We start from the raw sequence: 25650 nt of genomic DNA on the forward strand, positions 1-25650 counted from the left end.
CGTCGATGAACTGATCGCCGCGCACCCTGCCCTGCCTTATCCACAGCCCCTTGCGTGCCTCTTCCACCCGGCCCCAACACCTGCCATAATGGCGGCCAATCAAAACCAACCAAGAGCAGCCCCGCATATGGCCGACGACCTCCTCAGCACGCCCGCTTCTGAGACCTATGACGCTTCCTCGATCGAGGTTCTGGAAGGCCTCGAACCGGTCCGCCAGCGCCCCGGCATGTATATCGGCGGCACCGATGAGCGCGCGCTGCACCATATGGTCGCCGAGATCCTCGACAACTCCATGGACGAGGCCGTCGCCGGCCACGCCAACCGGATCGAGGTGACGCTGCACGCGGATTTTTCCGTCACCATCTCCGACAATGGCCGTGGCATCCCGATCGACCCGCACCCGAAGTTCCCGGACAAATCGGCACTTGAGGTGATCCTCTGCACCCTGCACGCAGGCGGCAAATTCTCCGGTAAGGCCTATCAGACCTCTGGCGGGTTGCACGGCGTCGGCTCCTCCGTGGTGAACGCGCTGTCGGATTCCATGGTCGTGCAAGTGGCCAAGAACAAGGAACTGTTCGAACAGCGTTTCTCCCGCGGCCTCCCCCAGGGTCCGGTGGAAAAAATCGGCGCCGCCCCCAACAAGCGCGGCACCTTCGTCACCTTCCACGCCGATGAACAGATCTTCGGCTCCCACCGGTTCAAGCCCAAGCGCCTGTTTACCCTCGTGCGCTCCAAGGCCTATCTGTTCTCCGGCGTCGAAATCCGCTGGAAATCGGAAATCGACGACAATGAGACCCCGACCGAGGCCACCTTCCACTTCCCCGGCGGCCTCAAGGACTACCTGACAGAGGTGCTCGGCAAATCCTCCGTCTACGCCGACCAGCCCTTTGCCGGTAAGGTTGAGTTCCGCGAGAAATTCAACGCGCCGGGATACGTGGAATGGGCGATCAACTGGACGCCGTCCCGCGACGGCTTCACCCAGTCCTACTGTAACACCGTCCCCACACCCGAGGGCGGCACCCATGTGGCGGGCTTCTGGGCCGCAATCCTAAAAGGGATCAAGGCCTACGGCGAGCTGGTCAGCAACAAGAAGGCTGGCAACATCACCCGCGACGACCTGATGGCGGGCGGCTGCGCGCTGGTCTCCTGCTTCATCGCCGATCCCGCCTTTGTCGGCCAGACCAAGGACCGCCTCTCGACCGAGGCTGCCGCCAAGATGGTGGAAAACTCGGTCCGCGATCATTTCGACAACTGGCTGGCCGCCGATACCAAATCCGCCGGCGCCATCCTCGACTTTCTTGTGCTGCGCGCCGAGGAACGCCTGCGCCGCAAGCAGGAGAAAGAGACCCAGCGCAAATCCGCCACCAAGAAGCTGCGCCTGCCCGGCAAGCTGACCGACTGCACCTCCAAGGACCGCGCCGGCACCGAACTGTTCATCGTCGAGGGCGACTCCGCGGGCGGTTCCGGCAAGGGCGCGCGCAACCGGGTCAATCAGGCGCTCTTGCCCCTGAAGGGCAAGATCCTGAACGTGCTGGGCGCGGCCTCCAACAAACTCGGCTCCAATCAGGAGATCAACGACCTCTGCGAGGCGCTTGGCGTCGGCCTTGGCACCAAATTCAACCTCGACGATCTGCGCTATGACAAGATCATCATCATGACCGACGCGGACGTCGACGGCGCCCATATCGCCTCGCTGCTGATGACCTTCTTCTTTACCCAGATGCGCCCGCTCATTGACGGCGGCCACCTGTATCTCGCCTGCCCGCCGCTGTTCCGCCTGACCCAGGGTGCGCGCCGCGTCTACTGCCTCGATGAGGCCGAGCGCGACAAATGGCTGGAAAAGGGCCTCGGCGGCAAGGGCAAGATCGACGTCTCCCGCTTCAAGGGTCTTGGCGAAATGGACGCCAAGGACCTGAAGGAGACCACGATGGACCCCACGACCCGCAAGCTGATCCGCGTCACCATCGACGAGGACGAGCCCGGCGAAACCGGCGACCTGGTCGAGCGCTTGATGGGCAAGAAACCCGAGCTTCGTTTCCAGTATATCCAGGAGAACGCGAAGTTCGTGGAGGAGCTGGATGTTTGAGTTAACAAACCCCTGCATTTGCAGGGGTTTTTCTTTGGAGAGCAGCCTTTTTGATGAAGAAGAGCACATTACTCAGAGCATCTGAGTGTTTACCTGAATTTGACGGAAAGCCCTTTGACACCCCAGCAGTTGAGCTGAAAATTGAAAGAAAAATCAGTCAATACAAAAAACAAGGCCCAAAGACAAGCTGGGACTACCGAGGGTTTGAGAACCTTTTAACACAAGGGTATCAATTAAATTCTTCAAAGAAAGTGCTCGAAGCTATTGCAGGCTCTCGATATCAGGATGAAGTTTCAGCAAAAACGCCAATAGCAAAATCTGTCTTCAAGTACCTGCCTGTGGAAGAATGGTCACCCATTGAGTTGACCGCGCCATCGAAGGAGTTGTCTCCCGGAATTGAGTATCGCCCCCCATATGATTTTGCGCTCAAACAGGGCAACAGAATTGCCTGTGTACTATTTAGCCCGTATGCGAGTATCGCCTTGAAGAAGGCTCAACGGGATCCCCTGCTTCAACTACTCTCAAAGCCTATCGCTGGATATCATGAGAAATTTGAGCTTCATTACTTTGAGTTCCCCAAGATAAAATCAACGCGAACGCAATTCTATGAATCCAAAGATTTTTCGTACTCGAACACCGAAGCGTTTGAAAAACACTTAGCAAAGTTCCAGCGCAAGAACCAAGCAGAAGACCCTGGACTGTTTGACAGCCAATAAGGCCCTCCCGCAACACAAGGCCCGCGCCTGACCTTGGGGAGGCGTGAAGCGCCTTCCCGGGGGGAAGGTCAGGCGCGGGCCGTGCCGCTGCGCGCCACGTCCCAAGGGGCACACCGACACCTCCTTCACCTTTCTGAAAATACTCCCGCCCCCTGCCCGGCAGGCGGTTTTGCCGCCGAGAGGGGGGAGGCATCCCGCCTATAGGTCTGCGCCTGCCGGGGACTGGCACGCGGCCCGGTCAAGGTGCCTCGTACCCCCGTTGCGCCACCCCCCGGACCACCGCACGCCCCCTCCACCTTCGCTTAAACCCGATCTGCCAGGCTGATCCCGTCGCGACATCCGGGGCGGACTGACACCCCGCCCCACCACCTGGAGATCGGACGCCACGGCCACCAACCGGGGCGGTTCGCAGATATCTCGCGAAGATGGGCAATCCCCATCCTACCCTCCGCCTCTGGCCCCAGTGGAGACATTGGGCCCTTGGCGGCGCCGCCTGCTCTTTGCTGCCCGCAGCACTGACCCGCTCCCGACAACGCGGGTGACATCACAATCAGGACATCCCCCACCGCGCCTCTGGGCATCACCGGCCGCGCGGTGATAGCGCTTGCCTGCAAGGCGCTGGTCTTTCTACACTTCCCCAACGCCAGCCCACCCTGGACCCACCCGCAGGAGCCGCCGCCATGATGACCATTGCCGACAATCAGCTGCTGCTGATCCTCCTGTGTTTCGGCGCGGGCAGCCTGGGCACCGCGCTGCTGTTTCGCCATCCAGCAGGACACCGGGTCTGGCGGCTGGCGGATCTGGGCTGGGTGGTTCTGGGCGGTATCGGCGCGCTGGTCGCTGTGCTGGCGGGCATCTACAAGGCCGACACCGGGCGGCTGGAACGGCAGATCGACATCGCCTATGCCGCCACCGCCTCTTTTGACCGCGACGCCGCGCGGTTCCGCCTGCGGTTCTGCGATCCGGCCTATGACAGCGATATCGCAACCCTATGTGATAAGATCGAGTTTCTCTCCGCCTCCACTGCGGGCAATGCCGAACTGCCGCTGTTCATCGCTGTGACTGATCAGGTGACCCCGCTGCAGGGGCTGCAGCTGATCTTTGGCCGCGCCGAGCACACGCCTGAGATGATGGAAATGGCCGCCAAGGCGGATGCCTTCGATCCCGCCGCCTTTACCGTTTTTACCGCACTGGATGCCCCGACCGAAGCCGCCGTCGACACCCTGCGCCGCAAGGTGCCGACCATTGCGGGCGATTTTCTGATCCTGGCCCGCGCCTATGACGCGCTGATCGGGCAGATCACCCAGCTCAAGAGCGAATGGGAATATCTTCAGGACAACGCTCATATTCTGGTGTTGCAGATCCTCGCGCTCTGCATGGTGGCCTTTGCCGCGCCGTTCCGGCTGGGCAAATCGGTGGTGGATCTGCGCTAGGTCCTGGCCTTATCAAAACTCACCGAACTGGCCATTTCGACAAGGTCACATTCCAGGCTAGGCTGACCGCAACAGACCCTTTCAGATTTGCGAGCCCAGCCATGCGCGACAACGCCCCTGCCGATAGCCCGACCACCCAGTTGCCCAGCGTCTGCCCGCTGGATTGCCCCGACACCTGCAGCCTCAGCGTCAGTGTCACGGATGGCGAGATCACGGCGGTGCGCGGATCACACGCCAATCCGCTGACCGACGCGGTGATCTGCAACAAGGTGGCGCGCAGTTTTGCAGGCTTCGTGCATGGTCCCAACCGGCTGACCCGGCCGCTGCGGCGCAGCGGCCCGCGCGGCAGCGGCAGCTATGAGCCGATCAGCTGGGAGCAGGCGCTGGACCTGATCCACGCCGGGTTCATGCGCGCAATCACCGCCCACGGCGCGCAATCGGTGCTGCCCTTCAACTACGCAGGCCCCCACGGCGAGCTGGCCGGCGGGTCGATGGACCGGCGGTTTTTCTACCACATGGGCGCAACCCGGCTGAACCGGGGGCCGCTCTGCGGCGGGGTGCGCGGTGGCGCCTATGAGAGCCTGTTCGGCGCCGCCCCCGGCATGCCGCCACAACAGGTGGTGCATTCCGATCTGGTGCTGGTCTGGGGCAATAACATTACGGTTTCCAACCTGCATATGGCGCCGCTGCTGAAACAGGCCCGCACCAAGGGCACACGGCTGGTCGTCATCGACCCCAAGCGCACCAAGATTGCCGAACACTGCGACCTGCATCTGCAACCGGTGCCGGGCACCGATGTGGTGCTGGCGATGGCACTGGCGGCTGAGCTGGAGCGGCGCGGCGCGCTGGACCATGAGTTTATCGGCCAATGGACCACCGGATCAGAACCATACCTGAGGGCCGCGCGCAGCTATACCCCCGATCAGGTGGCCAAGGTCTGCGGCATCCCGCTGGCGCAGTTCCACCAGCTGGCGGATTGGATCGCACAGGCCCGCTGCATGTCCACCTCGCTCGGCAACGGGATCGAACGCGGACGCTCAGGCGGCTCCGGCCTGCGGGCGGCCATGGCGCTCCAGGCGCTGACCGGCCATCACGGGCGGCTGGGCGCCGGGGTGCTGGCCAAACCCGGCCTCGCCGCCCCCAAAACACAGGACCGCTTGCAGGCCAGCCACCTGATCGACCCGGACACACGGGTGTTCAACATCGTCGATGTGGCACGCAAACTGCTAGATCGCGATATGCGCATCCCGGTCAAGGCGGTGATGATCTACAATCACAACCCGGTCGCCACCCACCCCGATCAGGCCCGCCTGATCGAAGCGCTCAGTCAGGAAGATATCTTTATCGCGGGCTGCGATGTGGCGATGACCGATTCCATGCGGATGTGCGATGTGATCCTGCCCGCCGCCAGCCATTTTGAATATGACGATGTCTATGGTGCTTACGGCCAGAACTTCATCCAGCGTGCCGCCCCGGTGATCCCACTGGTGGGCGACAGCCTGCCCAATACCGAGATTTTCCGCCGTCTGGCCGCGCGGTTCGGCTATGACGACCCGCTGTTTCAGGCCAGCGATGCTGAGCTGATGGATCAGGCGCTGGACGGCAATCATCCACAGCTTCAGGGCCACCGCCCCAGTGAAATCCCCCTCGACCGGGCGCTGGAAATCACCGCTGCCGAGGGCGCCGCACCGATCCTCTGTGATACAATTGCGCCGGCCACCGCCTCGGGCAAGATTGAGCTGTTCAGCGAGGACTACGAGACCCGCTACGGCTTTGGCGTGCCGCGCTATGATCCGGTGCCGCGCAGCGCCCCCTTTGTGCTGATCACGCCGTCCTCTGCGAAACGCACCAACGCCACCTTTGGCGATCAGCCACCCTCAGATGGGGCCGAACTGGTCGAAATGCACCCAAAGGATGCCGCCAGCCGTGAGCTGACCGATGGCGATCTGCTGGAGGTCTTCAACGATCGGGCCACCGTCACCCTGCGGCTGAAAATCAGCGATGCCACCCGTCCCGGCGTGCTCTACAGCCCCAAGGGCACCTGGCGCGCCAGCAGCGCCACGGGTCTGACCGTGAATGCGCTGATTCCCGCCGATATCCGCACCGATACCGAAGATGGCGCCTGCTATAACGAGACCTTCGTGGACCTGCGCCGCGCTGCCAGCTGACCACGCAACAAAGCTCGCAAAACCAGTTCCCACCCAGGCGCAACTTGTCCTAGGGTGGGTCCATGATCGCGCGGTTCTGTCTTGTCCTGGGGTGTCTTGCCCTGCTGTCCTGCGGGCGTCCGCTGTCCGAAGGCGAACAGCAGTTCCTCAACCGCATTCACGGGCCCGAACTGGATATGAACCGCCTGCGCATCGTCAAGGGCGCGCCGCTCTCGCAGGTCACATTTCGCCGCAAGCCACGCCCCCGCGTGACCTGCCGCGAACGCATCCTGCCGCCCGTAAAGGATGAGATCGTCACCTCTTCCCCCGCCGCACTGGCGCTGTTCAATCGCATCTTCTTCGTGCGCGACTGGTATATCGACGACTACATGCCCGCCTACCCCGAGCGGCTCTATCTGGTGGAGGCGATGCTGCTGGCCCATGAGGCGACCCATGTCTGGCAATGGCAGCAACGCGCCAAGACCGGCTATCACCCGCTGCGCGCCGCCGCCGAACACCGCGCGACGGATGATCCCTATCTGTTTGATCTGAAAGGCGACGACCGCTTCATCGACTTTGCCTATGAACAGCAGGGCGCGATTGTCGAAGAATACGTCTGCTGCCGCGCGCTGGACCCAACCGGCGCGCGCACCAAGCGGCTGCATGGAATGCTGAAGGCGGCGATGCCCGTCTCAGACCTGCCGCAAAGCCGCGAAAGCGATGTCTACCTGCCGTGGAAAGGCGCCGAGCTGGGCGGTATCTGCGCCTGACCGATGCGGCTCAGAGCCCCGGATGGAGCTGCCCTCCGTCCAACCGCACCACCCGGTCCATGCGCTCTGCCAGCTCCAGATTATGAGTGGCAATCAGCGCCGCCATGCCGGTCTCGGCCACCAGCTCCATCAGCACCGCGAAGACCTGATCGGCGGTAGCGGGATCGAGGTTGCCTGTCGGCTCATCCGCCAGAAGCAGACGCGGCCCGTTGGCCAGCGCCCGACAAAACGCCACCCGCTGCTGCTCGCCGCCCGACATCGCCGCAGGGCGATGCCCGGCGCGGTCGCTCAACCCGACACGCGCCAGCAGATCCTGCGCCCGCGCCTCTGCCTTGGCCTGGCTGATGCCATTGGCCAGCTGCGGCAACACGATGTTTTCCAGCGCGGTGAACTCCGCCAGCAGATGATGGAACTGGTAGACAAACCCCACATCCTGCCGCCGCACCGCCGTACGCCGCCGCTCGGATTTGCCGGTCAGATCCTGCCCGCCAATCCGCACCGTGCCGCGATCGGGCGTGTCCAGCAGGCCGGCCGTATGCAGCAGCGTGGATTTGCCGGCACCAGAGGGCGCCACCAGCGCCACGATCTCTCCGGGCTTCACCGTCAGATCAATGCCAGTCAGCACATCCACCTGCGTTGGCAGGCCGTGGTTGTAGGATTTGCCGACCTGGCTCAGCTGCAATACGGCAGATTGCGCGCCTGTCTGCATTTCGAAATTATTCATAGCGCAGCGCCTCCACCGGGTTCATCCGCGCCGCGCGCCGGGCCGGGAAAATGGTGATGACAAAGGACAAGGTCAGCGACAGCGCCACCGCCGACAGCACATCCGCCAGCCGCAGCTCGGCGGGCAGCGCATAGATGCCCCGGATCGCCGGATCCCAGACCCCGCCCCCCATCACATAGTTCACAAAGGAGAAAATCGGATCAATGTAGATCGCGAATAGGCAGCCCAGAATGACCCCAAGCACAGTGCCGATCACGCCGGTGCAGGCCCCACAGAGGAAAAACACCCGCATCACCGACCCCTCACTCAGGCCAATGGTGCGCAGGATGCCAATGTCGCGGCCCTTGTTCTTGACCAGCATAATCAGCCCGGAAACGATATTCATCGTGGCAATCAGCACCAGGATCGACAGGATGATGAACATCACATTGTCCTCGACCTCCAGCGCACGCAGGAAGCCACCCGAGGCATCGCGCCAGGTCCAGACGCCGATGCCCGGGGCAACCTCATCCCCGGCCTGCAACAGCGGCAGCACCAGACGGTCAACGGTTTCGGGATCCTCCACCATCACCTCGATCTCATCGGCAAAGCCTTCGCGGTTGAAATAGCTCTGCGCCTCGGCAAAAGGCATGTAAAGCCGGGTGCGGTCGATGTCATAGCGCCCGGCGGTGAAGATATAGACCACCTCATAGGCATTGACGCGCGGGCTGGTGCCAAAGGCGGTCTTGACCCCATCGGGGGATACCAGCTTGATCCGGTCGCCGACGCTCACGCCCAGTTCACGGGCCACGCCAGATCCCAGCGCCACGCCTTCGTCAAACCGCGACAGGTCACCAATCGCCGCCTCGCTCTGGGCAATCCCCGGCAGGCTGGCGATGTTGGCCGCCGAGATGCCAAAGACCTCAACCCCGGCGCTGCGCTGGCGCAGGCTTGCCATCACCTGCCCTTTGATCAGCGGCGCGCTGCGGATCACGCCGGGCACCGCGGCGGCGGCCTCGGCCAGGGCGTCATACTCTGCCAGCTTGCGGTCCAGCTGGCCCTGTTCGGTCACCGTGCCATGTGAATAGAGCGTCACATGCGCATTGGCCCCCAGAATGGTGCCGACAAATTCCGAGCGGAATCCGGTGCGCACCGCCAATGTGGCAATCAGCGCAAAGACGGCAAGCGCAATGCCGATGAGGCTGATCCAGGTCATCACACTGACGCCACCTTCGGCCCGGCGCGCCCGCAGATAACGCCAGGCGATCAGCCATTCAAAACGGGAAAAAGGGAGTGGTGTGGCCATAATGATCCTGCCGGGCAAAGTTCAGCGCAACCTGTGCTGCCCACGGCCCAAGGTCAAGATCTGGTTTCCGCCCCGGCAGCATTCCCCGGCGGTGACACCAATCCACCGCCATCGGCCGGGCGCTGGTTATTTTGGCAAAATTCCTGGCCCAGACGCAAACGGTCCGCACCAATGGGGCGCGGACCGTGCTGATCGTTCCATAAGGGCGTGTCGCGGGCTATGCGCCGCTTCAGAAGCCCCGGCCGGTCTGGTGGTTGGCATAGATCTCCACGATCTTCTGCACTGCCGCCTCGGGCGAGAGTTCCTCGCTTTCGCCGCTGCGGCGCGAGGTGAGTTCGACCACGCCGTTTTTCAGACCACGCGGGCCGACGGTGATGCGCCAGGGCAGACCGATCAGGTCCATGGTGGCGAATTTACCGCCTGCCCGTTCCTTGCGATCATCATAAAGCGGCTCCAGCCCGACAGCTGTCAGCGCGTCATAAAGGCTCTCACAGGCGGCGTCGGCTTCTTCGTCGCCCTGTTTGAGGTTTACGATCCCGCAGTGGAACGGCGTCACCCCTTCGGGCCAGATGATGCCCTTTTCGTCGTGGCTGGCCTCGATGATGGCGCCAAGGAGACGCGAAACGCCGATCCCGTGCGAGCCCATATGGACCGGCGACTGCTTGCCATCGGGGCCTTGCACATTGGCACCCATCGCTTCGGAATATTTGGTACCAAAGTAGAAGATCTGGCCAACCTCGATCCCGCGCGCCACCCGGCGACGGTCTTCCGGCACCTCGTTGAACAGCGCCTCGTCATGGGTTTCATCGGTGCGGGCATATTTCGAGGTAAACTCCTCCAGCACGCCCTGACACTGCTCGACGCTGTCGTAATCAATTTCGCGATCGCCAAAGGTCAGATCGGTAACGGCGCTGTCATAGAACACCTCGCTCTCGCCGGTTTCGGCCAGCACCAGGAATTCATGGGTATAATCGCCGCCAATCGGCCCGCCATCGGCGCGCATCGGGATCGCCTGCAACCCCATACGCTCGTAGCTGCGCAGATAGCTGACCAGATGACGGTTATAGGCGTGCAGCGCGTCCTCTTTGGTCAGGTCGAAGTTATAGCCGTCCTTCATGTAGAATTCACGGCCCCGCATGACACCGAACCGTGGGCGGATCTCGTCGCGGAATTTCCACTGGATGTGGTAGAGCGTCAGCGGCAGATCCTTGTAGCTGCCGACATGGCTGCGGAAGATATCGGTGATCAGCTCTTCGTTGGTGGGACCATAGAGCATGTCGCGGCCATGGCGATCGGAGATCCGCAGCATTTCCTGACCATAGTCATCATAGCGCCCCGATTCCTTCCACAGATCCGCCGATTGCAGCGTCGGCATCAGCATCGGGATATGACCCGCGCGCATCTGCTCTTCATGGACGATGGTTTCGATCTTTTTCAGCACCTTGAAGCCCAAGGGCAGCCAGGAATAGATCCCGGCAGAGGACTGTTTGATCATGCCGGCGCGCAGCATGTAACGGTGGCTGACGATCTGGGCTTCGGAGGGGGTCTCCTTCAGCACGGGAAGAAAATAGCGGGACAGGCGCATGGCGGTCTCATTTATCAATCTGGGTTCGCAAGCGGTCTAAGCCATCGACGCGCCTCAGGCAATCGTGCTTTGCGTTTCGGCACATGGCTGACCGGGCGAATGACCTGACCGCCCCCCCTGCGGGAACCGGCGGCGGGTCATTGGGGTTGCATCGACGGGGCGCATGGGCGAAGACTTCTGCCCAAACAGGCCCCTAGGATCAGGCTGAGAGCAGGACGCAACACATGGCACTTCCGGCACAGAAGCAATTGAAATACTGGGGCATTGCCGCTGTCGTCTTTGCGGTGACCATGTGGGCACTGGGCGATGTCCTGCTGCCGTTTGTCCTGGGCGCCGCGATTGCCTATCTCCTTGATCCGATTGCCGACCGGCTGGAAGCGGCGGGGCTCAGCCGCACGGCGGCCACCGCAACTATCACCGTTGCGGCGGTGCTGCTGTTTGTGGTGCTGCTGCTGGTGGTGGTGCCGACGCTGATCTACCAGATGATCGACCTCGCGCAGGTGCTGCCGGAGGCCTTCAAGAACCTGCGCGACTTTGCCCAGAAACAGGCCCCGTCCCTGTTTGACGAGGGCAGCCGTGCCCAGCAGACCATCGTGTCCATCGCCCAGACCCTGCAAAGCAAGGCGATCAGCGTGCTGGAGGGCGTTGTCGGCTCCGCGGTTTCGCTGGTCAACGTCATGGTGCTGTTTGTGATTGTTCCGGTGGTCGCGGTCTATTTTCTGGTCGATTGGGATCGCATGGTTGCGCGGATCGACGAGCTGCTGCCGCGCGATCACGCCCCCACCATCCGCGAGCTGGCCGCGCGCATCGACAAGGTGCTGGCCTCCTTTATCCGCGGCATGGGGACGGTCTGCCTGATTCTCGGCTCCTATTACGCAGTGGCGCTGATGCTGGTGGGGCTGAACTTCGGTCTTGCGGTGGGGTTCATCGCCGGTCTGGTCACCTTTATCCCCTATCTCGGCGCCCTGATCGGCGGCGCGCTGGCCATCGGGCTGGCGCTGTTCCAGTTCTGGGGCGACTGGTGGTCGATCGGCATGGTCGCAGGCATTTTCGTGATCGGTCAGGTGGTTGAGGGCAATTTGCTCACCCCCAAGCTGGTTGGCAATTCGGTTGGGCTGCATCCGGTCTGGCTGCTGCTGGCGCTGTCGGTCTTTGGCGCGCTGTTCGGCTTTGTCGGCATGTTGATCGCGGTGCCGGTTGCCGCCGCACTCGGGGTGATTGCGCGGTTCCTGGTTGAGCGCTATCTGGACAGTCGCCTCTACCAGGGCAAAGCCTTTCACGACGCGGACTGAACCTGACCCATGGCACAACAGCTGAGCTTTGACCTCCCGGCGAAACCGGCGCTTGGACGGGACGATTTCTTTGTCGCGCCCTCCAATGCGATGGCGGTGGCGATGCTGGATCCCGCCTTTGCCTGGCCCGGCGGCAAGCTGGTGCTGAGCGGGCCGAAACGCTCCGGCAAGACCCATCTGGTGCATGTCTGGGCCAGCAACTCCGGCGCGCGCATCCTGCCCGCTTGGCAGCTGACCAAGGCGGATGTGCCGCATCTGGCTGACGGCCCGATCGCCATCGAGGACGTGCCGGATATTGCCGATAACGCCGAGGCGCAGGATGCCCTGTTTCACCTGCACAATCTGGTTCTGGCCAATGGCCATGCGCTGATGCTGACCGGGCGGGCCGCACCGCATCTGTGGGCGATGTCGCTGCCCGATCTGCAAAGCAGGGTCGAAGGCGCGACCCATGCCCAGCTGCAACCGCCGGATGACGCGCTGCTGTCGGTGGTGCTGGCAAAACTGTTCAACGACCGGCAGATCACCCCGAAACCCGATGTGATCCCCTATCTGGTGGCGCATATGGACCGCTCCTTTGCCGCAGCCTCGCAGATCGTCGAGGAGCTGGACCGCCTGTCCCTCGCCGAAGGGCGGATGGTGTCGCGGGTGCTGGCGGTCGAGCTGATGTCGGACCGCCCTGCCCGAACCGCGCGCAGCCCGTCGCGGCCTGCGGAGAAACCAGCCGCCACCGCATCAGCCGATGCCGCAGACAGGTCCGGCGCTGCCGCAGCCTGCGATTGACCCGGCTTTGCCGATCCCCCATCCTGACGACACGTAACGGAGCCAACATGCACGTGACACCGGAGCCTGCCACCGCCGATTGGGGGCCTTTTGGCCGACCCTTGTTTGACGATCCGGGCGCCCGCGCCCTGTCACGGGTGGGCGTGGTGGACGTCGGCTCCAACTCGGTGCGGATGGTGATCTTTGACGGGGCCGCCCGTAGCCCCGCCTATTTCTATAACGAAAAAATCATGTGTGCCCTGGGCGCTGGCCTGTCGGAGACCGGTCGGCTGAACCCGGAGGGGCGCATCCGCGCCCTGTCGGCGCTGCGCCGGTTCCAGCATCTGGCCGCGGGCATGGACATGCCGCCGCTGTCGGTGGTGGCCACTGCAGCAGTACGCGATGCCAGCGACGGGCAGGATTTCTGCGAAGAGGTGCTGCGCGAAACCGGGCTGAAGATCTGGGTCATCGACGGTCAGGAAGAGGCGCGCCTGTCTGCGCAGGGCGTGCTGCTGGGCTGGCCCGGATCCTATGGTCTGGTCTGCGATATCGGTGGCTCCTCCATGGAGCTGGCAGAAATCCATGACGGTGAGGTTGGCAAACGGGTGACCTCCTCACTCGGCCCGCTGAAACTGCGCGACGTTGCGGGAGGCCGGCGTGGCCGCAAGGCGCATGTCACCGAGGTGATGGAGGGCCTGCGCAGCGAGATGGGCCAGCAGAACGACCGGCTGTTTCTGGTCGGCGGCAGCTGGCGGGCGATTGCCCGGATCGACATGGCGCGGCGCGGCTACCCGCTGCGGGTCCTGCATGAATACCGCATGAGCGCCCAATCCGTGCGCGAGACCCTGCGCTATATCGAGACCCAGGACCTGGAAGAGCTGCGCGCCGAATGCGGTGTTTCCAGCGCCCGGATGTCGCTGGTGCCCTATGCCGCCGATGTGCTGTCGCGGCTGGTCAAGACCTTTCGGCCCAAGGATATCGCAGTCTCCAGCTATGGCATCCGCGAGGGGCTCCTCTATGAGCAGATGCCCCAGCGCCTGCGCGACCGCGATCCGCTGATCGAAGCCAGCCGCTTTGCCGAGCAGAAGGATGCCCGCATCCCCGGTTTTGGCCGCACGCTGTATGAATTCGTCTCGCCGCTGTTCAGATCCTCCGACCATGCCAAGACCCGGCTGGTGAAAGCCGCCTGCCTGCTGCATGACGTCAGCTGGCGCGCCCATCCCGACTATCGCGCCGAGGTCTGTTTCGACAACGCCACACGGGCCAATCTGGGCGGGCTGAAACACTCCGAACGGATCTTTCTCGGCCTTGCGCTGCTGCACCGCTATCGCAACAAGCGGCAGGGGACGGCGTTTGAATATCTCTATGATCTTCTGGACGAGCGCGGCAAGAAAGAGGCCGAGATCCTGGGCAAGGCGATGCGGTTCGGCGCCATGCTGATGGTCAGCAAGGATGGCAACATCGGCAAGCTGGTCTGGCAACCGCGCAAGAAACACCTGCTGCTGGAACTGCCGGCCGAGGCGGAGCCGCTGTTTGGCGAGGTTGCCGAAGCACGGCTGAGTTCCCTTGCCCGGTCGCTGGAGGCAGAGGTACGGGTGAAGATCCGCAAGTAACCGCAGCGCCTGCCCCGCATCGGGTCAGACCCTCCCTCGCCGCTCTGGGCCGATCCTCAGCGCGTCACAGGTCGGTTGTGCCTTCGGGCAGATCGGTGTCCGGGCTGGCCTGCGGGGATCCACCCGGCGGCACCTCTGGAGCGTCCTGCGGCTTGCGGCGAATGATGATATCGCCATTGGGCAGGATTTCGGGACGTTCATAAACGCTCCAGTCCTCGACCTTGCCCGCAATCTCGGCCAGTGCAGGCCCCATCTCCGACAGGAACCCTTGCAGGCTTGGCCCGAATTCATCCGCCAGCGCCTGAAGATCGTCAAGCGCGGGCGCCATTTCCTGACGCAGCCCCTCCCAGAACAGCTCTGCCCCGCGCTGCATCAGGCTGCTGCCTTCGTCCTCTGGCGCGGGTGCGGTTTCGGCAGCCACCGGCTCTGTCAGCGGCAGCACCAGCAGCCCCGCAAGCGCAAGGCCGCGCATCGACTGAGGCGTCATTCGGAACCTAGGCATCATGTCATTGCCCCCTTTAGGGTTGGACGGGATTGCTTGCCGTCAATATAGGCGAAACACGTCAGGATTGAAGTGGCGACCACCACCGGCGGCGTCGCGCAGCCCCCGGTGCCGCCGGTGAACCTTTGAGGGCCTTCACCCAAGATCGAGATCAAGGCTGACCGGAAAGTGATCGGAGGCCGCCAGCAGCGCCTCGCGCAGATCGACATCCTCATAACAGGCGGCATCCTCGAACGGGTGCCAGATCCGCCAGCTCTGCGCCGATTGGCGCAGCCCGGAGGAGACCATGACATAATCCAGCAAGGCACTGAAATAGCGTTTGTTTGCCTTGTCATAAAAGCGTGCCGTGCTGGGCATTACCCGCAGCCGGGGTTGCAGCAGGCTCTGGGCGTTCGGATCATAGAGATCGCTCTCCATCACAATCTCGACCGAGGAGCGATTGAACAGCTGCTCATAGTCGTCAAGCCCCGGCCCGTCATTGAGATCGCCCATCACGATGACATCCCGCCCCTCGGCCAGAAGCTGCTCAACCCGGCGGCGCAGCCAGATCGCCTGTGCCAGCTGTTTGCGCCGGTTGGCAATCGACAGGCTGACCGCGTGCCCTTCGGAGCGCGCGCCATGGGGCGCTTTCGATTTCAGATGCGCGCCGATCAGCGCCACCTCGCGCCCGCCGTTTGTGGTCAGGGTCAGCTCCAGCGGCGGTTTGGAAAACCGCACCGCATCCTTTTTGGCATCAATATCCAGATCAATGTGAAAGACACCGTCGAAACGCGGTGCCTCGGTGGTTTGCGCCGGTGTATGGGCCACCCGCAGCACCTGCGGATCGTAGAGAAAGGCAATTTCCTGCTGGGTGTCATTGGCAAAACCGATCAGCGCTTCGGTGCTGCGCAGCCCCGCCTCTCGCGCGAAATGTTCCAGCGCGCGCACGGTCTGGCGGCGACCATTGGTATCCGGGGCCTCGATCACCATGATGCCATCGGCATCGAGGCGTTGAAACACCCGCGCCAGCGCGCGTGTCTGACTGCTGCGATCCACCCCGTAGCGGCCCGAACTGCCAGCGTCCATCAGCAGGCGGTCCCCGGCGTCAAACAGCGAGGAGAACCATTCGACGTTATACGTGACGAGCCGCATGGGCCGCACATCCGTTGATTTCATCCCAGGCGCGGTTGATGTCGATCATCCGCTTTTCCGCCAGCCGCACCGCCTCTTCGGGGACGCCACGGGCCATCATCGCATCCGGGTGGGTCTCTCGCACCAGCTTGCGCCAATGTTTGCGGATCTCCTCGCGCGGCATCTCTGGGGTCACCCCCAGCACCGTGTAGGGATCGCGCGGCGCATCGGCAACAAACCGCGCCCTCAGCGCCATGAACTGCTGCTCGCTCTGACCGAAGATGCGGCTGACCTCGGACAGGAATTCGTTTTCGCCGGGATGATAAAACCCGTCCGCCATGGCGATGTGAAACAGTCCTTCCATCAGATCGCACAGCGTCTGCGGGTCATTGGCAAACATCTTCTGGATCCGCGCGGCATAGTCCTGATAGCCCGCAACATCGGTTCGGGCGAGGTCAAACACCCGCGCAGCACCTGCCTCATCCTCCGCCGCGATCTGGAACACCTCGCGAAAGGCGGTGACCTCGTCGCGGGTGACCTGCCCGTCCGCCTTGGCCATTTTGGCACCAAGCGCAATCACCGCGATGGCAAAGGCAACGGTGCGTTCCGGTGGCGCGCGCAGGCTGTCGAAGACATCGCTGAGGCTCTGGCCAGAGGCCAGCGCAGCGAGCGCTTCGGTGATGCGGGTCCAGAGTGACATATGGCCAGCCTAGCCTGCTTTGGCCGGACTGTCAGCGGGGCCAACCCCTTTGGGAGAGAGAATTTTCTGCATCAGCACCAGATCCAGCCACTGGCCCCATTTGTAGCCGACCTCCGGCATCCGTCCGACCTCGACAAATCCCATGGCCGCGTGAAAGCCAAGCCCGCCTGCATTGAGCGCGCTGATGCCTGCGACCAGCACGTGGATGCCGTCCCGGCGTGCGACCTCCTCGATGGCGGCGATCAGCGCCCGGCCGGTGCCCCGGCCACGGGCCGCTTCGGTGAGGTAAATCGCATGTTCAGCGGTGCGGGCATAGCCGGGACCGCTGCGAAACCCGCCAAGGCTGACATAGCCGAGGATCTGGCCCGACTCCTCGGCCACCTGCACATAAGCGCCTTTCGCGGCGATCTCATCGCTGACCTGTGCGCCGGTCTTTTCCGCCGTGGTGAAGGTGATCAGCGTGTCGCGGATGATCTGGTTGGTGATCGCGGCGATTGCCTCTGCATCCGCTGCGGTGGCCGCCCGGACGATCATCGCAGCACCCGGCGCCCGTGGGGCGTGTCGAACTCAGCCTCGAAGGCGGCGGGACCGCTGTGGATCTCGACCCGCGGATCATCAAACGGCAGCGCCTGCGCCAGTGCTGTGCTGTCCGGGTGCGACAGATGCAGACGGCGCAGGGTGCAGCCCTGCGGGACCAGCGCGGCGGCGGGATGGGGGCTGTGCCATTGCATCAAGGCCGGGAACATATTGTCAAACGGCAGGATGCCATCAGCCGGCACCGCCATCTGCCAGATGAGATTGCCCCGTTGCAGATCGACAATCTCTCCCGCGCCCTCCGGGGCTGCCGCCAGCGCGGCCGTGAGATCGGCGCAGCGGCAGATCCAGTTGGTGATCCGTGCGGGGCCGCTGCGGCGGTCCAGATCGAACCAGCGCGGGCTGCGCTGTGGTGTGGCGGCGGGGTCGATGGCAATGGCCTCGAGATAGAGGCCATCAGCAAGCCCAAGAAGCCGGTTGTGGGTGCCAAAGACCGCATGGCTGCCGCCCGGCTGCATCGGCACGCCGAGGCTTTCCTCCACATGGGCGACCGCCTCTTCCAGTGTCGCGGCCGAAACGGCCAGATGATCGAGTTCCATGACATGCTCCCCGCTGATGGCGGCGAGACTAGCCACCCGCCGCCGGGGTGCAAGCGGCAATGTTGGAACCACGTGCGGGCGCCCCAACACTGGCGATGTGACGGCAGGTGGCTGCCTAACATCCGGGCACAGATACATCCGGGCACAGATGGGAGGCAGCAGCTCTCCCGCCCGTCGGCGGCGGCGTCACAGACGCCCCCGCTCCCGTTGGGCATGGCATCGCGCATCGCGCGATGTCGGCAGCCAGCCGGATAGGCTGGCTGCCGCGCCCAAGGCCGCAAGGGGGGATTTGCCCATCTGGCAAAGGCCCCCGCGGGCGCGGGAGCGCTTATGAGCATGAGCAAGGCGGTCAGGCCGCAGCGCCGCCCTTGCCGGGCCGCAAATGCCAGCGGTCCTGATCAGCCGCGCCGGTTACCCACCCTGGCGGATCAGCTTCAGGATGTCCTGCGCCGCTTCGGGAATATTGGTGCCGGGGCCAAAGATCGCCTTGACGCCATTGTCATAGAGGAACTGGTAATCCTGCTGCGGGATCACCCCGCCACAGATCACGATGATATCCTCGGCGCCCTGCGCCTTCAGCTCCTGCACCAGCTGCGGGGCCAGCGTCTTGTGCCCTGCGGCCTGCGACGAAATCCCGACCACATGGACGTCATTGTCGATGGCGTCCTGCGCGGCCTCTTCCGGGGTCTGGAACAGCGGGCCGACGTCAACGTCAAATCCGATATCGGCAAAGGCGGTGGCGATCACCTTGGCCCCGCGGTCGTGACCGTCCTGCCCCATCTTGACCACCAGAAGACGCGGGCGACGGCCCTCTGCCTCGGCAAAGTCTTCGATGGATTTCTGAATGGCGGCAAAGCCTTCGTCGCCCTCATAGGCGGCGCCATAGACACCGGCCAGGGTCTTGACCTCGGCGCTGTGACGGCCGAATTCCTTTTCCATTGCCATGGAGATCTCTCCGACTGAGGCCCGCGCGCGGGCGGCTTCGACGGCGGCGGCCAGAAGGTTGCCACCTTCCTTTGCGACGCGGGTCAGATTGTCCAGCGCGGCCTCGCAGGCGGCGCTGTCGCGGCTGGCGCGGATCTGTTCCAGCCGGGCGATCTGGCTGTCGCGCACCTTGACGTTGTCGACATCCAGAATGTCGATCGGATCTTCCTTTTCCTTGCGGTATTTGTTGACCCCGACGATCACCTCTTCGCCCCGGTCGATCATCGCCTGACGACGGGCCGCGCTTTCCTCGATGCGCAGTTTTGGCATCCCGGAGGCCACGGCCTTGGTCATGCCGCCCATCTCCTCGACCTCTTCCATCAGCGCCCAGGCTTTCTCGATCAGCTCATTGGTGAGGCTCTCGACATAGTAGGAGCCAGCCAGCGGATCGACCACATTGGTGACGCCGGTTTCCTCCTGCAGCACCAGCTGGGTGTTGCGGGCGATGCGGGCAGAGAAATCGGTGGGCAGCGCGATGGCTTCGTCCAGCGCGTTGGTGTGCAGCGACTGCGTGCCGCCAAGCACCGCCGACATCGCCTCATAGGCGGTGCGGATCACGTTGTTGTAGGGGTCCTGCTCCTGCAAGGACACGCCCGAGGTCTGGCAATGGGTGCGCAGCATCTTGGAGCGGTCGGATTTGGCGCCAAAGTCGGTCATCACCCGGTGCCAGAGCGTGCGGGCAGCGCGCAGTTTGGCGATTTCCATGAAGAAATTCATGCCAATCGCAAAGAAGAAGCTCAGGCGGCCTGCGAATTTGTCAACATCCATGCCTGCCTCAATCGCGGCGCGGACATATTCGCGACCGTCCGCCAGCGTATAGGCCAGCTCCTGCACCAGGTTCGCGCCGGCCTCCTGCATGTGGTAGCCGGAAATGGAGATGGAGTTGAATTTCGGCATCTCGTTCGAGGTATATTCGATGATGTCCGAGATGATCCGCATCGAGGGTTCCGGCGGATAGATATAGGTGTTGCGGACCATGAACTCCTTCAGGATGTCGTTCTGAATGGTGCCTGCCAGCAGCGCCTTGTCATGGCCCTGCTCTTCGCCCGCGACGATAAAGCTGGCCAGGATCGGGATCACCGCGCCGTTCATCGTCATCGAGACCGAGACCTGATCCAGCGGGATGCCATCAAACAGGATTTTCATATCCTCAACGCTGTCGATGGCCACACCGGCCTTGCCGACATCGCCCATCACGCGGGGGTGGTCGCTGTCATAGCCGCGGTGGGTGGCAAGGTCGAAGGCCACCGAAACGCCCTGCTGCCCGGCCGCGAGGTTGCGGCGGTAGAAAGCGTTGGATTCCTCAGCCGTGGAGAAGCCCGCATATTGGCGGATGGTCCAGGGGCGGCCTGCGTACATCGTGGCCTTCACGCCCCGGGTAAAGGGTCCAAAGCCGGGCAGCGTGCCCATATGAGGCAGATCCTTGCTGTCAGCCTCAGTATAAAGCGGTTTTACATCAATGCCTTCCAGCGTATTCCAGGTCAGCGCGTCCAGCGGGCGTCCGCGCAGCTCTTTTTCAGCCAGAGCCCGCCAATCGTCGGTTTTGGTCGTCATCGGAAGTTCCTCTTGTCAGGTCGTATGAGGGCGGGTTCGAGCCCACCGCATGTTTGTCAGGGTCACGCATCAGCTCTGCCAGACCGTCCGCGCCGCCTTGCAGCCACATCAGATCATCGGCGTAGCGCTCGCGCAGCGCTGCGGATTGAATGTCGGAAAACGGGGTCCAGCGGCCCTCGCCGCGCGGCAGGTCGCGGGCGACGGCTGCCGACAGGCGATGCCGCAGGGTCGGCAGCCCGTCTGAGCGGTTGAGTCGATCCGAACAGGTGAACCGCGCCAGCCGCGTCCCGGTCAGCAGCGCCATCTGCACCTCTGGCCGGTCGCCATAGGTTTCATAGGGCAGCACCCGGATGCGGGCATTGGGCATGGCGCAGGCGATATCGGTGATCACATCGCGCCAGCTGCGCGGATGGGCGGCGATCCGCCCCAGCAGCGCGGCCGAGGGCAACGGGTGGCCATTGGTCACCATCCGGGTCAGCAGCGAGGTCCAGAACCGCTCCGGGCTGCGCAGGTTCAGCATCACATCGCGCACCTGCCCGTCAAAGGCGGCATCGAACCGCGCCATACGCACGCCGATGCTGCCATATAGCTGGCTCTGTTGCAGCAGGCCATTGGGACTGCCCATCATATTGGCGTCGCTGATCAGCAGCCGCGTGCTGCCGCTGGCGGCCTCGGTCGCGAGGCGCAGGCGCAGACGACCACGGGCGCGGGTTGCCAGGTCACGGCCTGTTACCGGGGCCGGGCCGGGATGGATGCCGTGGAACAGCCCGTCGCGGGTCTTGGCCGGTCCCCAGACCGCCAGCCCGTCACGGCGCAGCGCCGTTTCATGATGGGCAAGAAAGCCCTGAAAATATCCCGTAGCGCAGCGATGTGCGCCGATGTGCAGCATGATATCCATAGCCGGTCCCGTCCCGTTGGTGGCGCCGCGCGAGGCGGACAGCCCGGTTTGCAGAGGCCGGGAGGATGACATGGGCAGGCTGACAATAGGGTTAACGGCGGCTTTGGCCCCGAAGTGCGGGGTGGATTTTTTTGCCCGGCAAGCCGGATTGCCCATCGCAATTGGCGGGGCGGAGCATATATTCATCGCTACAGGAGAGCCGATGAAACAGTTGTTTGTCTTTGGAAAAACCCGATTTTGGCCCGCAGTCCCAGCTGCGGGCGCCGCGTTGGCGCTGCTGCTGGCGCTGCCCGGCCCGGCCATGGCGCAGGAGCCTGCAACAACCGAGGCCGCAGATGGCGCGCGCGGTGAGACCGCAACGATGATGGTCGAAGGCACCGATCCCGCCAGCGCCGCGCAGGAGCTGCCGCAGACCGCAGAAAACCTGGCGCAGGATCCCATCACCCAGCTGATCCGCGCCGGTGACAGCGTCGATCTGGACAGTCTCCTGTGGGTATACCGCCCCATCGTGGTCTTTGCCGACAGCCCTGCCGATCCGCGGTTCCACGAGCAGATGGAGCGGCTGACCGACGGCGCCGAGGCGCTGCTGGATCGCGATGTCATCGTGCTGACCGATACCGATCCAAGCGTGACGTCTGCGCTGCGCAAAACACTGCGGCCGCGCGGGTTCATGCTGGTACTGATCGGCAAGGACGGCGGAGTCAAACTGCGCAAGCCGCAGCCCTGGACCGTGCGCGAGCTGAGCCGGACGATCGACAAATTTCCCGACCGGCTGCGCGAGGTGAAGGAACGGCGCGGCAGCTGAGCCGCCGCCGATGCACCGCGCCCTGCACCCCCGCGATGAAACGCGCCGGGATCCGGGGCCGCGTCCCGCAGCGGCTGGGTGGCAGATCGCAGGCCCATCACACCGCCCCGCCCTGCGCGTAGAACAGACGCCTGTTGGTGCGGTCCACCACCGCCATGAACCGGGCGCGTGGCTCATAGATCAACACCGATGTCGGATCGAGCAGCGCGATCAGATAGGCGCGGCTCACCTCCTCCAACATGCAGTCCTTGCCGACGATCCCGGCGGCAAAGATACCATTGCCGCGCCCCTGATCCATCGTCATCACCTGAACCGAAACCATATTGGGCGACAGTCCGGGCACCTCAAAGGCGACGGGTTTGTCGTCATCGAGATGACGCAGCCCCGCCCGGACCGACCGTGCCTTGGTCAGCAGCGATGAAATCCGGGTGGCCTTGATTTCGAACACGCCTGCGGCGCAGTTGCGGCGGGAGAAGTAATACTGTGTCTCCCCCAGCTGCACCCAGTCGCCGACGGCGGCACGGGCCGCCGCCTCATCTTGCATGGCACAGCCCGCCAGCCCCGAAAGGACCAGCGCCAGACAGGCGACCCGCGCCAGTTTGCGATATGGCTGCACCAACATCATCTGGTGTTATTCGAATTCCATGATCACTTCGTCAACGGCGAGGCTGTCACCGGCGGCGGCGTTGATCATGCTAACGACGCCTTTCCGCTCGGCGCGCAGGATGTTCTCCATCTTCATCGCCTCGATGGTGCAGAGCGCCTGACCTTCCTGAACCTCGTCGCCGACTTCGACCTCCAGTTTCACCACCAGACCCGGCATCGGGCAGAGCAGCAGTTTGGAGGTGTCGGGGGCGACTTTCTCGGGCATCAGCTTGGCCAGTTCCGCCTGTCGTGGCGTGCGCACATGAACCTTCAGATCGGCCCCGCGCGAGCGGATGCGGAACCCGCCGGAGATCTTGCCGACCTTCACCACCAGAGCATCACCGCCAACCGTCAGCCGGGCGAGCTGATCGCCGGGGGTCCAGTCCGAGGTGACGCGCAGGGTGCTGCCATCGTCAAACCGCACGGTGGAGCCGTCGCGGTCAGCGTCGATGATGACGTTGAAATCCATACCCTGAAGCGAGACCACCCAGTCGCTGCCGACCTTGCGTTCGTGGTTGTCCATCCGGCCCGACACGCGGGTGCGGCGGATTTCGGCAACCCGGTGCATGGCGGCAGAGGCGGCGGCGATCTTGCGCAGATCCTGCTCCGGCAGCTCCACCCCGACGAACCCTTCGGGATATTGCTCCTCGATAAAGGCGGTGGTCATGGTGCCCGCGATAAAGATCGGGTGATCCATCACCGCGCTGAGGAACGGCAGGTTGTGACCGATGCCTTCAACCTCGAAGCCGTCAAGCGCATCGCGCATGGCGGCAATCGCCGCCTCGCGCGTGGGCCCCCAGGTGCAGAGCTTGGCGATCATCGGGTCGTAATACATCGAGATCTCGCCACCCTCAAAGACGCCGGTGTCATTGCGCACGGCGAGTTCGCCCGCAGGGGCGTCGCCCTGCCATTTGCCGCTGTCATGCAGCGGGCCTGCGGCGACTTCGGCGGGCGGACGATAGCGGGTCAGGCGCCCGATGGAGGGCAGGAAACCCCGATAGGGATCTTCGGCATAGAGGCGGTTTTCGATGGCCCAGCCGTTCAGTTTGACGTCGTTCTGGGTGATCGACAGCGGCTCGCCGCCGGCAATGCGGATCATCTGTTCGACCAGATCAACACCGGTGATCAGCTCGGTGACCGGGTGTTCGACCTGAAGGCGGGTGTTCATTTCCAGGAAGTAGAAATTCTTGTCGCCATCGACGATGAATTCCACCGTGCCAGCGGAGGCGTAGCCCACCGCCTTGGCCAGGGCGACGGCCTGTTCGCCCATGGCGCGGCGGGTGTCCTCATCGAGGAAGGGCGACGGCGCCTCTTCGACGACTTTCTGGTTGCGACGCTGGATCGAGCATTCGCGCTCCCCCAGATAAATGCCATTGCCATGGCCGTCGCAGAGCACCTGAATTTCGATATGGCGCGGCTGGGTGACGAATTTCTCGATGAAGATCCGGTCGTCGCCAAAGGAGTTTGCCGCCTCGTTCTTGGAGGATTGGAACCCTTCGCGGGCCTCCTCATCGGACCAGGCGATCCGCATCCCCTTGCCACCACCACCGGCAGAGGCCTTGATCATCACCGGATAGCCGATCTCGTTGGAGATTTTCACCGCCTCGTCAGCGTCGGCAATCAGGCCCATGTAGCCGGGCACGGTGGAGACGCCAGCCTCCTGCGCGATCTTCTTCGAGGTGATCTTGTCACCCATGCTTTCGATGGCGCCCACCGGCGGGCCGACAAAGGCGACGCCTTCGGCGGCCAGCGCCTCGGCGAATTTGGCGTTTTCCGACAGGAAGCCATAGCCCGGATGCACCGCCTGCGCACCGGTTGCACGGATCGCCTCCATCACCTTGTCGATGACGATATAGGACTGGTTGGCGGGCGGCGGGCCGATGTGGACAGCTTCATCAGCCATTTCGACATGCAGGGCCTGCTTGTCGGCGTCCGAGTAGATGGCAACGGTCTTGATGCCCATCTTGCGGGCGGTCTTGATGACCCGGCAGGCGATTTCGCCCCGGTTGGCAATCAGGATCTTTTCAAACATTGGCTGTCCCTTGTCTTCGGTGGGTGACGGAGCCCTGCCCCGTCACGGTCTTGGCTTCGTCAGAACACAAAAAAGGCCGCGCCGGAGGGGACTCCGGGTGCGGCCTTTGTGCGGTGATATATATGTGGCGCGCGGCCACCGCCCCTGCGGCGAGGCGGTCAGACGGCGTTGCTGTCAGGGCATGGCTGCGGCGATACAGGCGCGTGCCTGCGGCGCCACCGGCAGGCCTAGCACTTGCGCGGATTTTCCTTGCAGTAGATGACGTTGGCCGCAGCACCAACAGCGGCACCTGTGACCAGGTTGCCGTTGAGCAGCGCCGAGCCGACGGCACCGGCACCGGCCCCGTAAACAACCTGTTCGCCGGTGGTGTCGCCACAGGCCGCAAGCGCGGTGCAGAGGCCAAAAGCCGCAAGAATGAGTTTTGCCTGCATTGGAATGATCCTTCGTTTTGTGATCCAAGCTCTGGGCAACTGTTCGCAGCACGGTCCAGAGCAAACAAGGATTTCTGTTGCGGATCAGGGGAATGCGCAGAAGCCTGCCAAACACTGGGGGGCAATTGGCAAGCTTCCGCCTTTGCATCCAAGGAAAAAATGGGCAGGCCGCGATTGGGGGGGCAAACCTGCCCTTCCAGGCGAAGGGGCTGGATCAGATGCACGACAGGCTGACCTGTCACGACCAGAGTGCACAGCCCGCGCCACAGAAACATCCCCTGAGTTGCAAAACACGCCAATTTGGCGAGAAGTTGCGCAAACCGGGATCTGCCCTGCAGGATTACGCCGAAATCGGCCCGGAATGCCCGGCTCGCGCCGCATATAGTGTCACCGCCCCGCGATCTGACCCTCCCTGCGGCCGGGTTTGCCGCGGGGCTCGTCACATC

The 25650-nt window shown here is 63.5% G+C and carries 22 protein-coding genes; 9 read left to right on the forward strand and 13 right to left on the reverse strand.

From position 1 onward, the window contains the following. Positions 1 to 127 precede the first annotated feature (127 nt). From parE to VWY75_RS11930, 5 genes are all read left to right on the forward strand, one after another. The gene (gene parE, locus VWY75_RS11910; RefSeq protein ID WP_416539024.1) at positions 128 to 2086 is read left to right on the forward strand and encodes a DNA topoisomerase IV subunit B; all 1959 of its coding nucleotides are present in this window, start codon (positions 128 to 130) and stop codon (positions 2084 to 2086) included. Positions 2087 to 2139: 53 nt separating this feature from the next. Next, positions 2140 to 2802, forward strand: a complete 663-nt coding sequence (locus VWY75_RS11915; RefSeq protein WP_416539025.1) for a hypothetical protein — start codon at positions 2140 to 2142, stop codon at positions 2800 to 2802. 680 nt (positions 2803 to 3482) lie between these two features. Then, positions 3483 to 4235 (forward strand): hypothetical protein, encoded by a 753-nt coding sequence (locus VWY75_RS11920; protein WP_416539026.1) that lies wholly within the window; start codon positions 3483 to 3485, stop codon positions 4233 to 4235. Positions 4236 to 4336: 101 nt separating this feature from the next. Beyond that, a complete protein-coding gene (locus tag VWY75_RS11925) occupies positions 4337 to 6403 on the forward strand; it encodes a molybdopterin-dependent oxidoreductase (RefSeq protein ID WP_416539027.1) in 2067 nt (688 codons plus the stop codon). A gap of 62 nt (positions 6404 to 6465) precedes the next feature. Beyond that, on the forward strand, positions 6466 to 7152 hold the full coding sequence (locus VWY75_RS11930) for a hypothetical protein (RefSeq protein WP_416539028.1): 687 nt from the start codon (positions 6466 to 6468) through the stop codon (positions 7150 to 7152). A 10-nt stretch (positions 7153 to 7162) separates the two neighbouring features. On the opposite strand, the gene VWY75_RS11935 is transcribed toward VWY75_RS11930, so the two are convergent. The 3 genes from VWY75_RS11935 to proS form a co-directional block, all read right to left on the reverse strand. Next, the gene (locus VWY75_RS11935; RefSeq protein ID WP_416539029.1) at positions 7163 to 7876 is read right to left on the reverse strand and encodes an ABC transporter ATP-binding protein; all 714 of its coding nucleotides are present in this window, start codon (positions 7874 to 7876) and stop codon (positions 7163 to 7165) included. Continuing rightward, positions 7869 to 9161: a lipoprotein-releasing ABC transporter permease subunit gene (locus VWY75_RS11940; RefSeq protein ID WP_416539030.1), complete on the reverse strand. Its 1293-nt coding sequence runs from the start codon at positions 9159 to 9161 to the stop codon at positions 7869 to 7871. The genes VWY75_RS11935 and VWY75_RS11940 overlap by 8 nt, the downstream gene beginning before the upstream one ends. A 229-nt stretch (positions 9162 to 9390) precedes the next feature. Continuing rightward, positions 9391 to 10746, reverse strand: a complete 1356-nt coding sequence (gene proS / locus VWY75_RS11945) for a proline--tRNA ligase (RefSeq protein WP_416539031.1) — start codon at positions 10744 to 10746, stop codon at positions 9391 to 9393. A gap of 224 nt (positions 10747 to 10970) precedes the next feature. Here proS and VWY75_RS11950 point away from each other — a divergent pair, with 224 nt between their 5' ends. Genes VWY75_RS11950 through VWY75_RS11960 form a run of 3 tightly spaced genes read left to right on the forward strand, consistent with a single transcriptional unit; the run spans position 10971 to position 14410 of the window. Continuing rightward, positions 10971 to 12038 carry an AI-2E family transporter gene (locus VWY75_RS11950; protein ID WP_416539032.1) on the forward strand — a complete coding sequence of 356 codons (1068 nt, stop codon included), beginning with the start codon at positions 10971 to 10973 and terminating at the stop codon, positions 12036 to 12038. Between the two features lie 9 nt (positions 12039 to 12047). Beyond that, entirely contained in the window at positions 12048 to 12818 is a 771-nt protein-coding gene (locus tag VWY75_RS11955) for a DnaA ATPase domain-containing protein (RefSeq protein WP_340546024.1), read from the forward strand. A gap of 47 nt (positions 12819 to 12865) precedes the next feature. Next, positions 12866 to 14410: a Ppx/GppA family phosphatase gene (locus VWY75_RS11960; protein ID WP_416539033.1), complete on the forward strand. Its 1545-nt coding sequence runs from the start codon at positions 12866 to 12868 to the stop codon at positions 14408 to 14410. 64 nt (positions 14411 to 14474) lie between these two features. On the opposite strand, the gene VWY75_RS11965 is transcribed toward VWY75_RS11960, so the two are convergent. From VWY75_RS11965 to VWY75_RS11995, 7 genes are all read right to left on the reverse strand, one after another. Continuing rightward, on the reverse strand, positions 14475 to 14915 hold the full coding sequence (locus VWY75_RS11965; RefSeq protein ID WP_416539034.1) for a hypothetical protein: 441 nt from the start codon (positions 14913 to 14915) through the stop codon (positions 14475 to 14477). Positions 14916 to 15047: 132 nt separating this feature from the next. Beyond that, on the reverse strand, positions 15048 to 16043 hold the full coding sequence (locus VWY75_RS11970) for an endonuclease/exonuclease/phosphatase family protein (RefSeq protein ID WP_340546027.1): 996 nt from the start codon (positions 16041 to 16043) through the stop codon (positions 15048 to 15050). Further along, on the reverse strand, positions 16024 to 16722 hold the full coding sequence (locus VWY75_RS11975) for a molecular chaperone DjiA (protein ID WP_340546028.1): 699 nt from the start codon (positions 16720 to 16722) through the stop codon (positions 16024 to 16026). The genes VWY75_RS11970 and VWY75_RS11975 overlap by 20 nt, the downstream gene beginning before the upstream one ends. Before the next feature lie 9 nt (positions 16723 to 16731). Continuing rightward, positions 16732 to 17256 (reverse strand): GNAT family N-acetyltransferase, encoded by a 525-nt coding sequence (locus VWY75_RS11980; RefSeq protein WP_416539035.1) that lies wholly within the window; start codon positions 17254 to 17256, stop codon positions 16732 to 16734. After that, positions 17253 to 17855, reverse strand: coding sequence for a VOC family protein (locus tag VWY75_RS11985; protein ID WP_416539036.1), 603 nt, complete (start codon positions 17853 to 17855; stop codon positions 17253 to 17255). Before VWY75_RS11985 ends, VWY75_RS11980 begins: the two co-directional genes overlap by 4 nt. Before the next feature lie 411 nt (positions 17856 to 18266). Continuing rightward, a complete protein-coding gene (gene scpA, locus VWY75_RS11990; protein WP_416535118.1) occupies positions 18267 to 20393 on the reverse strand; it encodes a methylmalonyl-CoA mutase in 2127 nt (708 codons plus the stop codon). Beyond that, positions 20356 to 21291: a hypothetical protein gene (locus tag VWY75_RS11995; RefSeq protein WP_416539037.1), complete on the reverse strand. Its 936-nt coding sequence runs from the start codon at positions 21289 to 21291 to the stop codon at positions 20356 to 20358. The genes scpA and VWY75_RS11995 overlap by 38 nt, the downstream gene beginning before the upstream one ends. A 202-nt stretch (positions 21292 to 21493) precedes the next feature. Here VWY75_RS11995 and VWY75_RS12000 point away from each other — a divergent pair, with 202 nt between their 5' ends. Further along, positions 21494 to 22096, forward strand: a complete 603-nt coding sequence (locus VWY75_RS12000) for a DUF4174 domain-containing protein (RefSeq protein WP_374015580.1) — start codon at positions 21494 to 21496, stop codon at positions 22094 to 22096. A 97-nt stretch (positions 22097 to 22193) separates the two neighbouring features. Here the strand turns inward: VWY75_RS12000 and VWY75_RS12005 are convergent, their stop codons facing one another. The 3 genes from VWY75_RS12005 to VWY75_RS12015 all read right to left on the reverse strand — a co-directional run bounded on the left by VWY75_RS12005 (position 22194) and on the right by VWY75_RS12015 (position 25204). After that, positions 22194 to 22718, reverse strand: coding sequence for a hypothetical protein (locus VWY75_RS12005; protein WP_340546335.1), 525 nt, complete (start codon positions 22716 to 22718; stop codon positions 22194 to 22196). Between the two features lie 9 nt (positions 22719 to 22727). Then, the gene (locus VWY75_RS12010) at positions 22728 to 24773 is read right to left on the reverse strand and encodes an acetyl/propionyl/methylcrotonyl-CoA carboxylase subunit alpha (protein WP_340546033.1); all 2046 of its coding nucleotides are present in this window, start codon (positions 24771 to 24773) and stop codon (positions 22728 to 22730) included. Positions 24774 to 25000: 227 nt separating this feature from the next. After that, a complete protein-coding gene (locus VWY75_RS12015; protein WP_340546034.1) occupies positions 25001 to 25204 on the reverse strand; it encodes a hypothetical protein in 204 nt (67 codons plus the stop codon). Positions 25205 to 25650 lie beyond the last annotated feature (446 nt).

It is taken from the genome of Phaeobacter sp. JH20_08, assembly GCF_048056635.1.
Lineage (GTDB): Bacteria > Pseudomonadota > Alphaproteobacteria > Rhodobacterales > Rhodobacteraceae > Phaeobacter > Phaeobacter bryozoorum.

Coding starts and splice junctions, on each gene's coding strand:
- parE (WP_416539024.1), top strand. CDS start 128: ATGGCCGACGACCTCCTCAGCACGCCCGCTTCTGAGACCTATGACGCT.
- VWY75_RS11915 (WP_416539025.1), top strand. CDS start 2,140: ATGAAGAAGAGCACATTACTCAGAGCATCTGAGTGTTTACCTGAATTT.
- VWY75_RS11920 (WP_416539026.1), top strand. CDS start 3,483: ATGATGACCATTGCCGACAATCAGCTGCTGCTGATCCTCCTGTGTTTC.
- VWY75_RS11925 (WP_416539027.1), top strand. CDS start 4,337: ATGCGCGACAACGCCCCTGCCGATAGCCCGACCACCCAGTTGCCCAGC.
- VWY75_RS11930 (WP_416539028.1), top strand. CDS start 6,466: ATGATCGCGCGGTTCTGTCTTGTCCTGGGGTGTCTTGCCCTGCTGTCC.
- VWY75_RS11935 (WP_416539029.1), bottom strand. CDS start 7,876: ATGAATAATTTCGAAATGCAGACAGGCGCGCAATCTGCCGTATTGCAG.
- VWY75_RS11940 (WP_416539030.1), bottom strand. CDS start 9,161: ATGGCCACACCACTCCCTTTTTCCCGTTTTGAATGGCTGATCGCCTGG.
- proS (WP_416539031.1), bottom strand. CDS start 10,746: ATGCGCCTGTCCCGCTATTTTCTTCCCGTGCTGAAGGAGACCCCCTCC.
- VWY75_RS11950 (WP_416539032.1), top strand. CDS start 10,971: ATGGCACTTCCGGCACAGAAGCAATTGAAATACTGGGGCATTGCCGCT.
- VWY75_RS11955 (WP_340546024.1), top strand. CDS start 12,048: ATGGCACAACAGCTGAGCTTTGACCTCCCGGCGAAACCGGCGCTTGGA.
- VWY75_RS11960 (WP_416539033.1), top strand. CDS start 12,866: ATGCACGTGACACCGGAGCCTGCCACCGCCGATTGGGGGCCTTTTGGC.
- VWY75_RS11965 (WP_416539034.1), bottom strand. CDS start 14,915: ATGATGCCTAGGTTCCGAATGACGCCTCAGTCGATGCGCGGCCTTGCG.
- VWY75_RS11970 (WP_340546027.1), bottom strand. CDS start 16,043: ATGCGGCTCGTCACGTATAACGTCGAATGGTTCTCCTCGCTGTTTGAC.
- VWY75_RS11975 (WP_340546028.1), bottom strand. CDS start 16,722: ATGTCACTCTGGACCCGCATCACCGAAGCGCTCGCTGCGCTGGCCTCT.
- VWY75_RS11980 (WP_416539035.1), bottom strand. CDS start 17,256: ATGATCGTCCGGGCGGCCACCGCAGCGGATGCAGAGGCAATCGCCGCG.
- VWY75_RS11985 (WP_416539036.1), bottom strand. CDS start 17,855: ATGGAACTCGATCATCTGGCCGTTTCGGCCGCGACACTGGAAGAGGCG.
- scpA (WP_416535118.1), bottom strand. CDS start 20,393: ATGACGACCAAAACCGACGATTGGCGGGCTCTGGCTGAAAAAGAGCTG.
- VWY75_RS11995 (WP_416539037.1), bottom strand. CDS start 21,291: ATGGATATCATGCTGCACATCGGCGCACATCGCTGCGCTACGGGATAT.
- VWY75_RS12000 (WP_374015580.1), top strand. CDS start 21,494: ATGAAACAGTTGTTTGTCTTTGGAAAAACCCGATTTTGGCCCGCAGTC.
- VWY75_RS12005 (WP_340546335.1), bottom strand. CDS start 22,718: ATGTTGGTGCAGCCATATCGCAAACTGGCGCGGGTCGCCTGTCTGGCG.
- VWY75_RS12010 (WP_340546033.1), bottom strand. CDS start 24,773: ATGTTTGAAAAGATCCTGATTGCCAACCGGGGCGAAATCGCCTGCCGG.
- VWY75_RS12015 (WP_340546034.1), bottom strand. CDS start 25,204: ATGCAGGCAAAACTCATTCTTGCGGCTTTTGGCCTCTGCACCGCGCTT.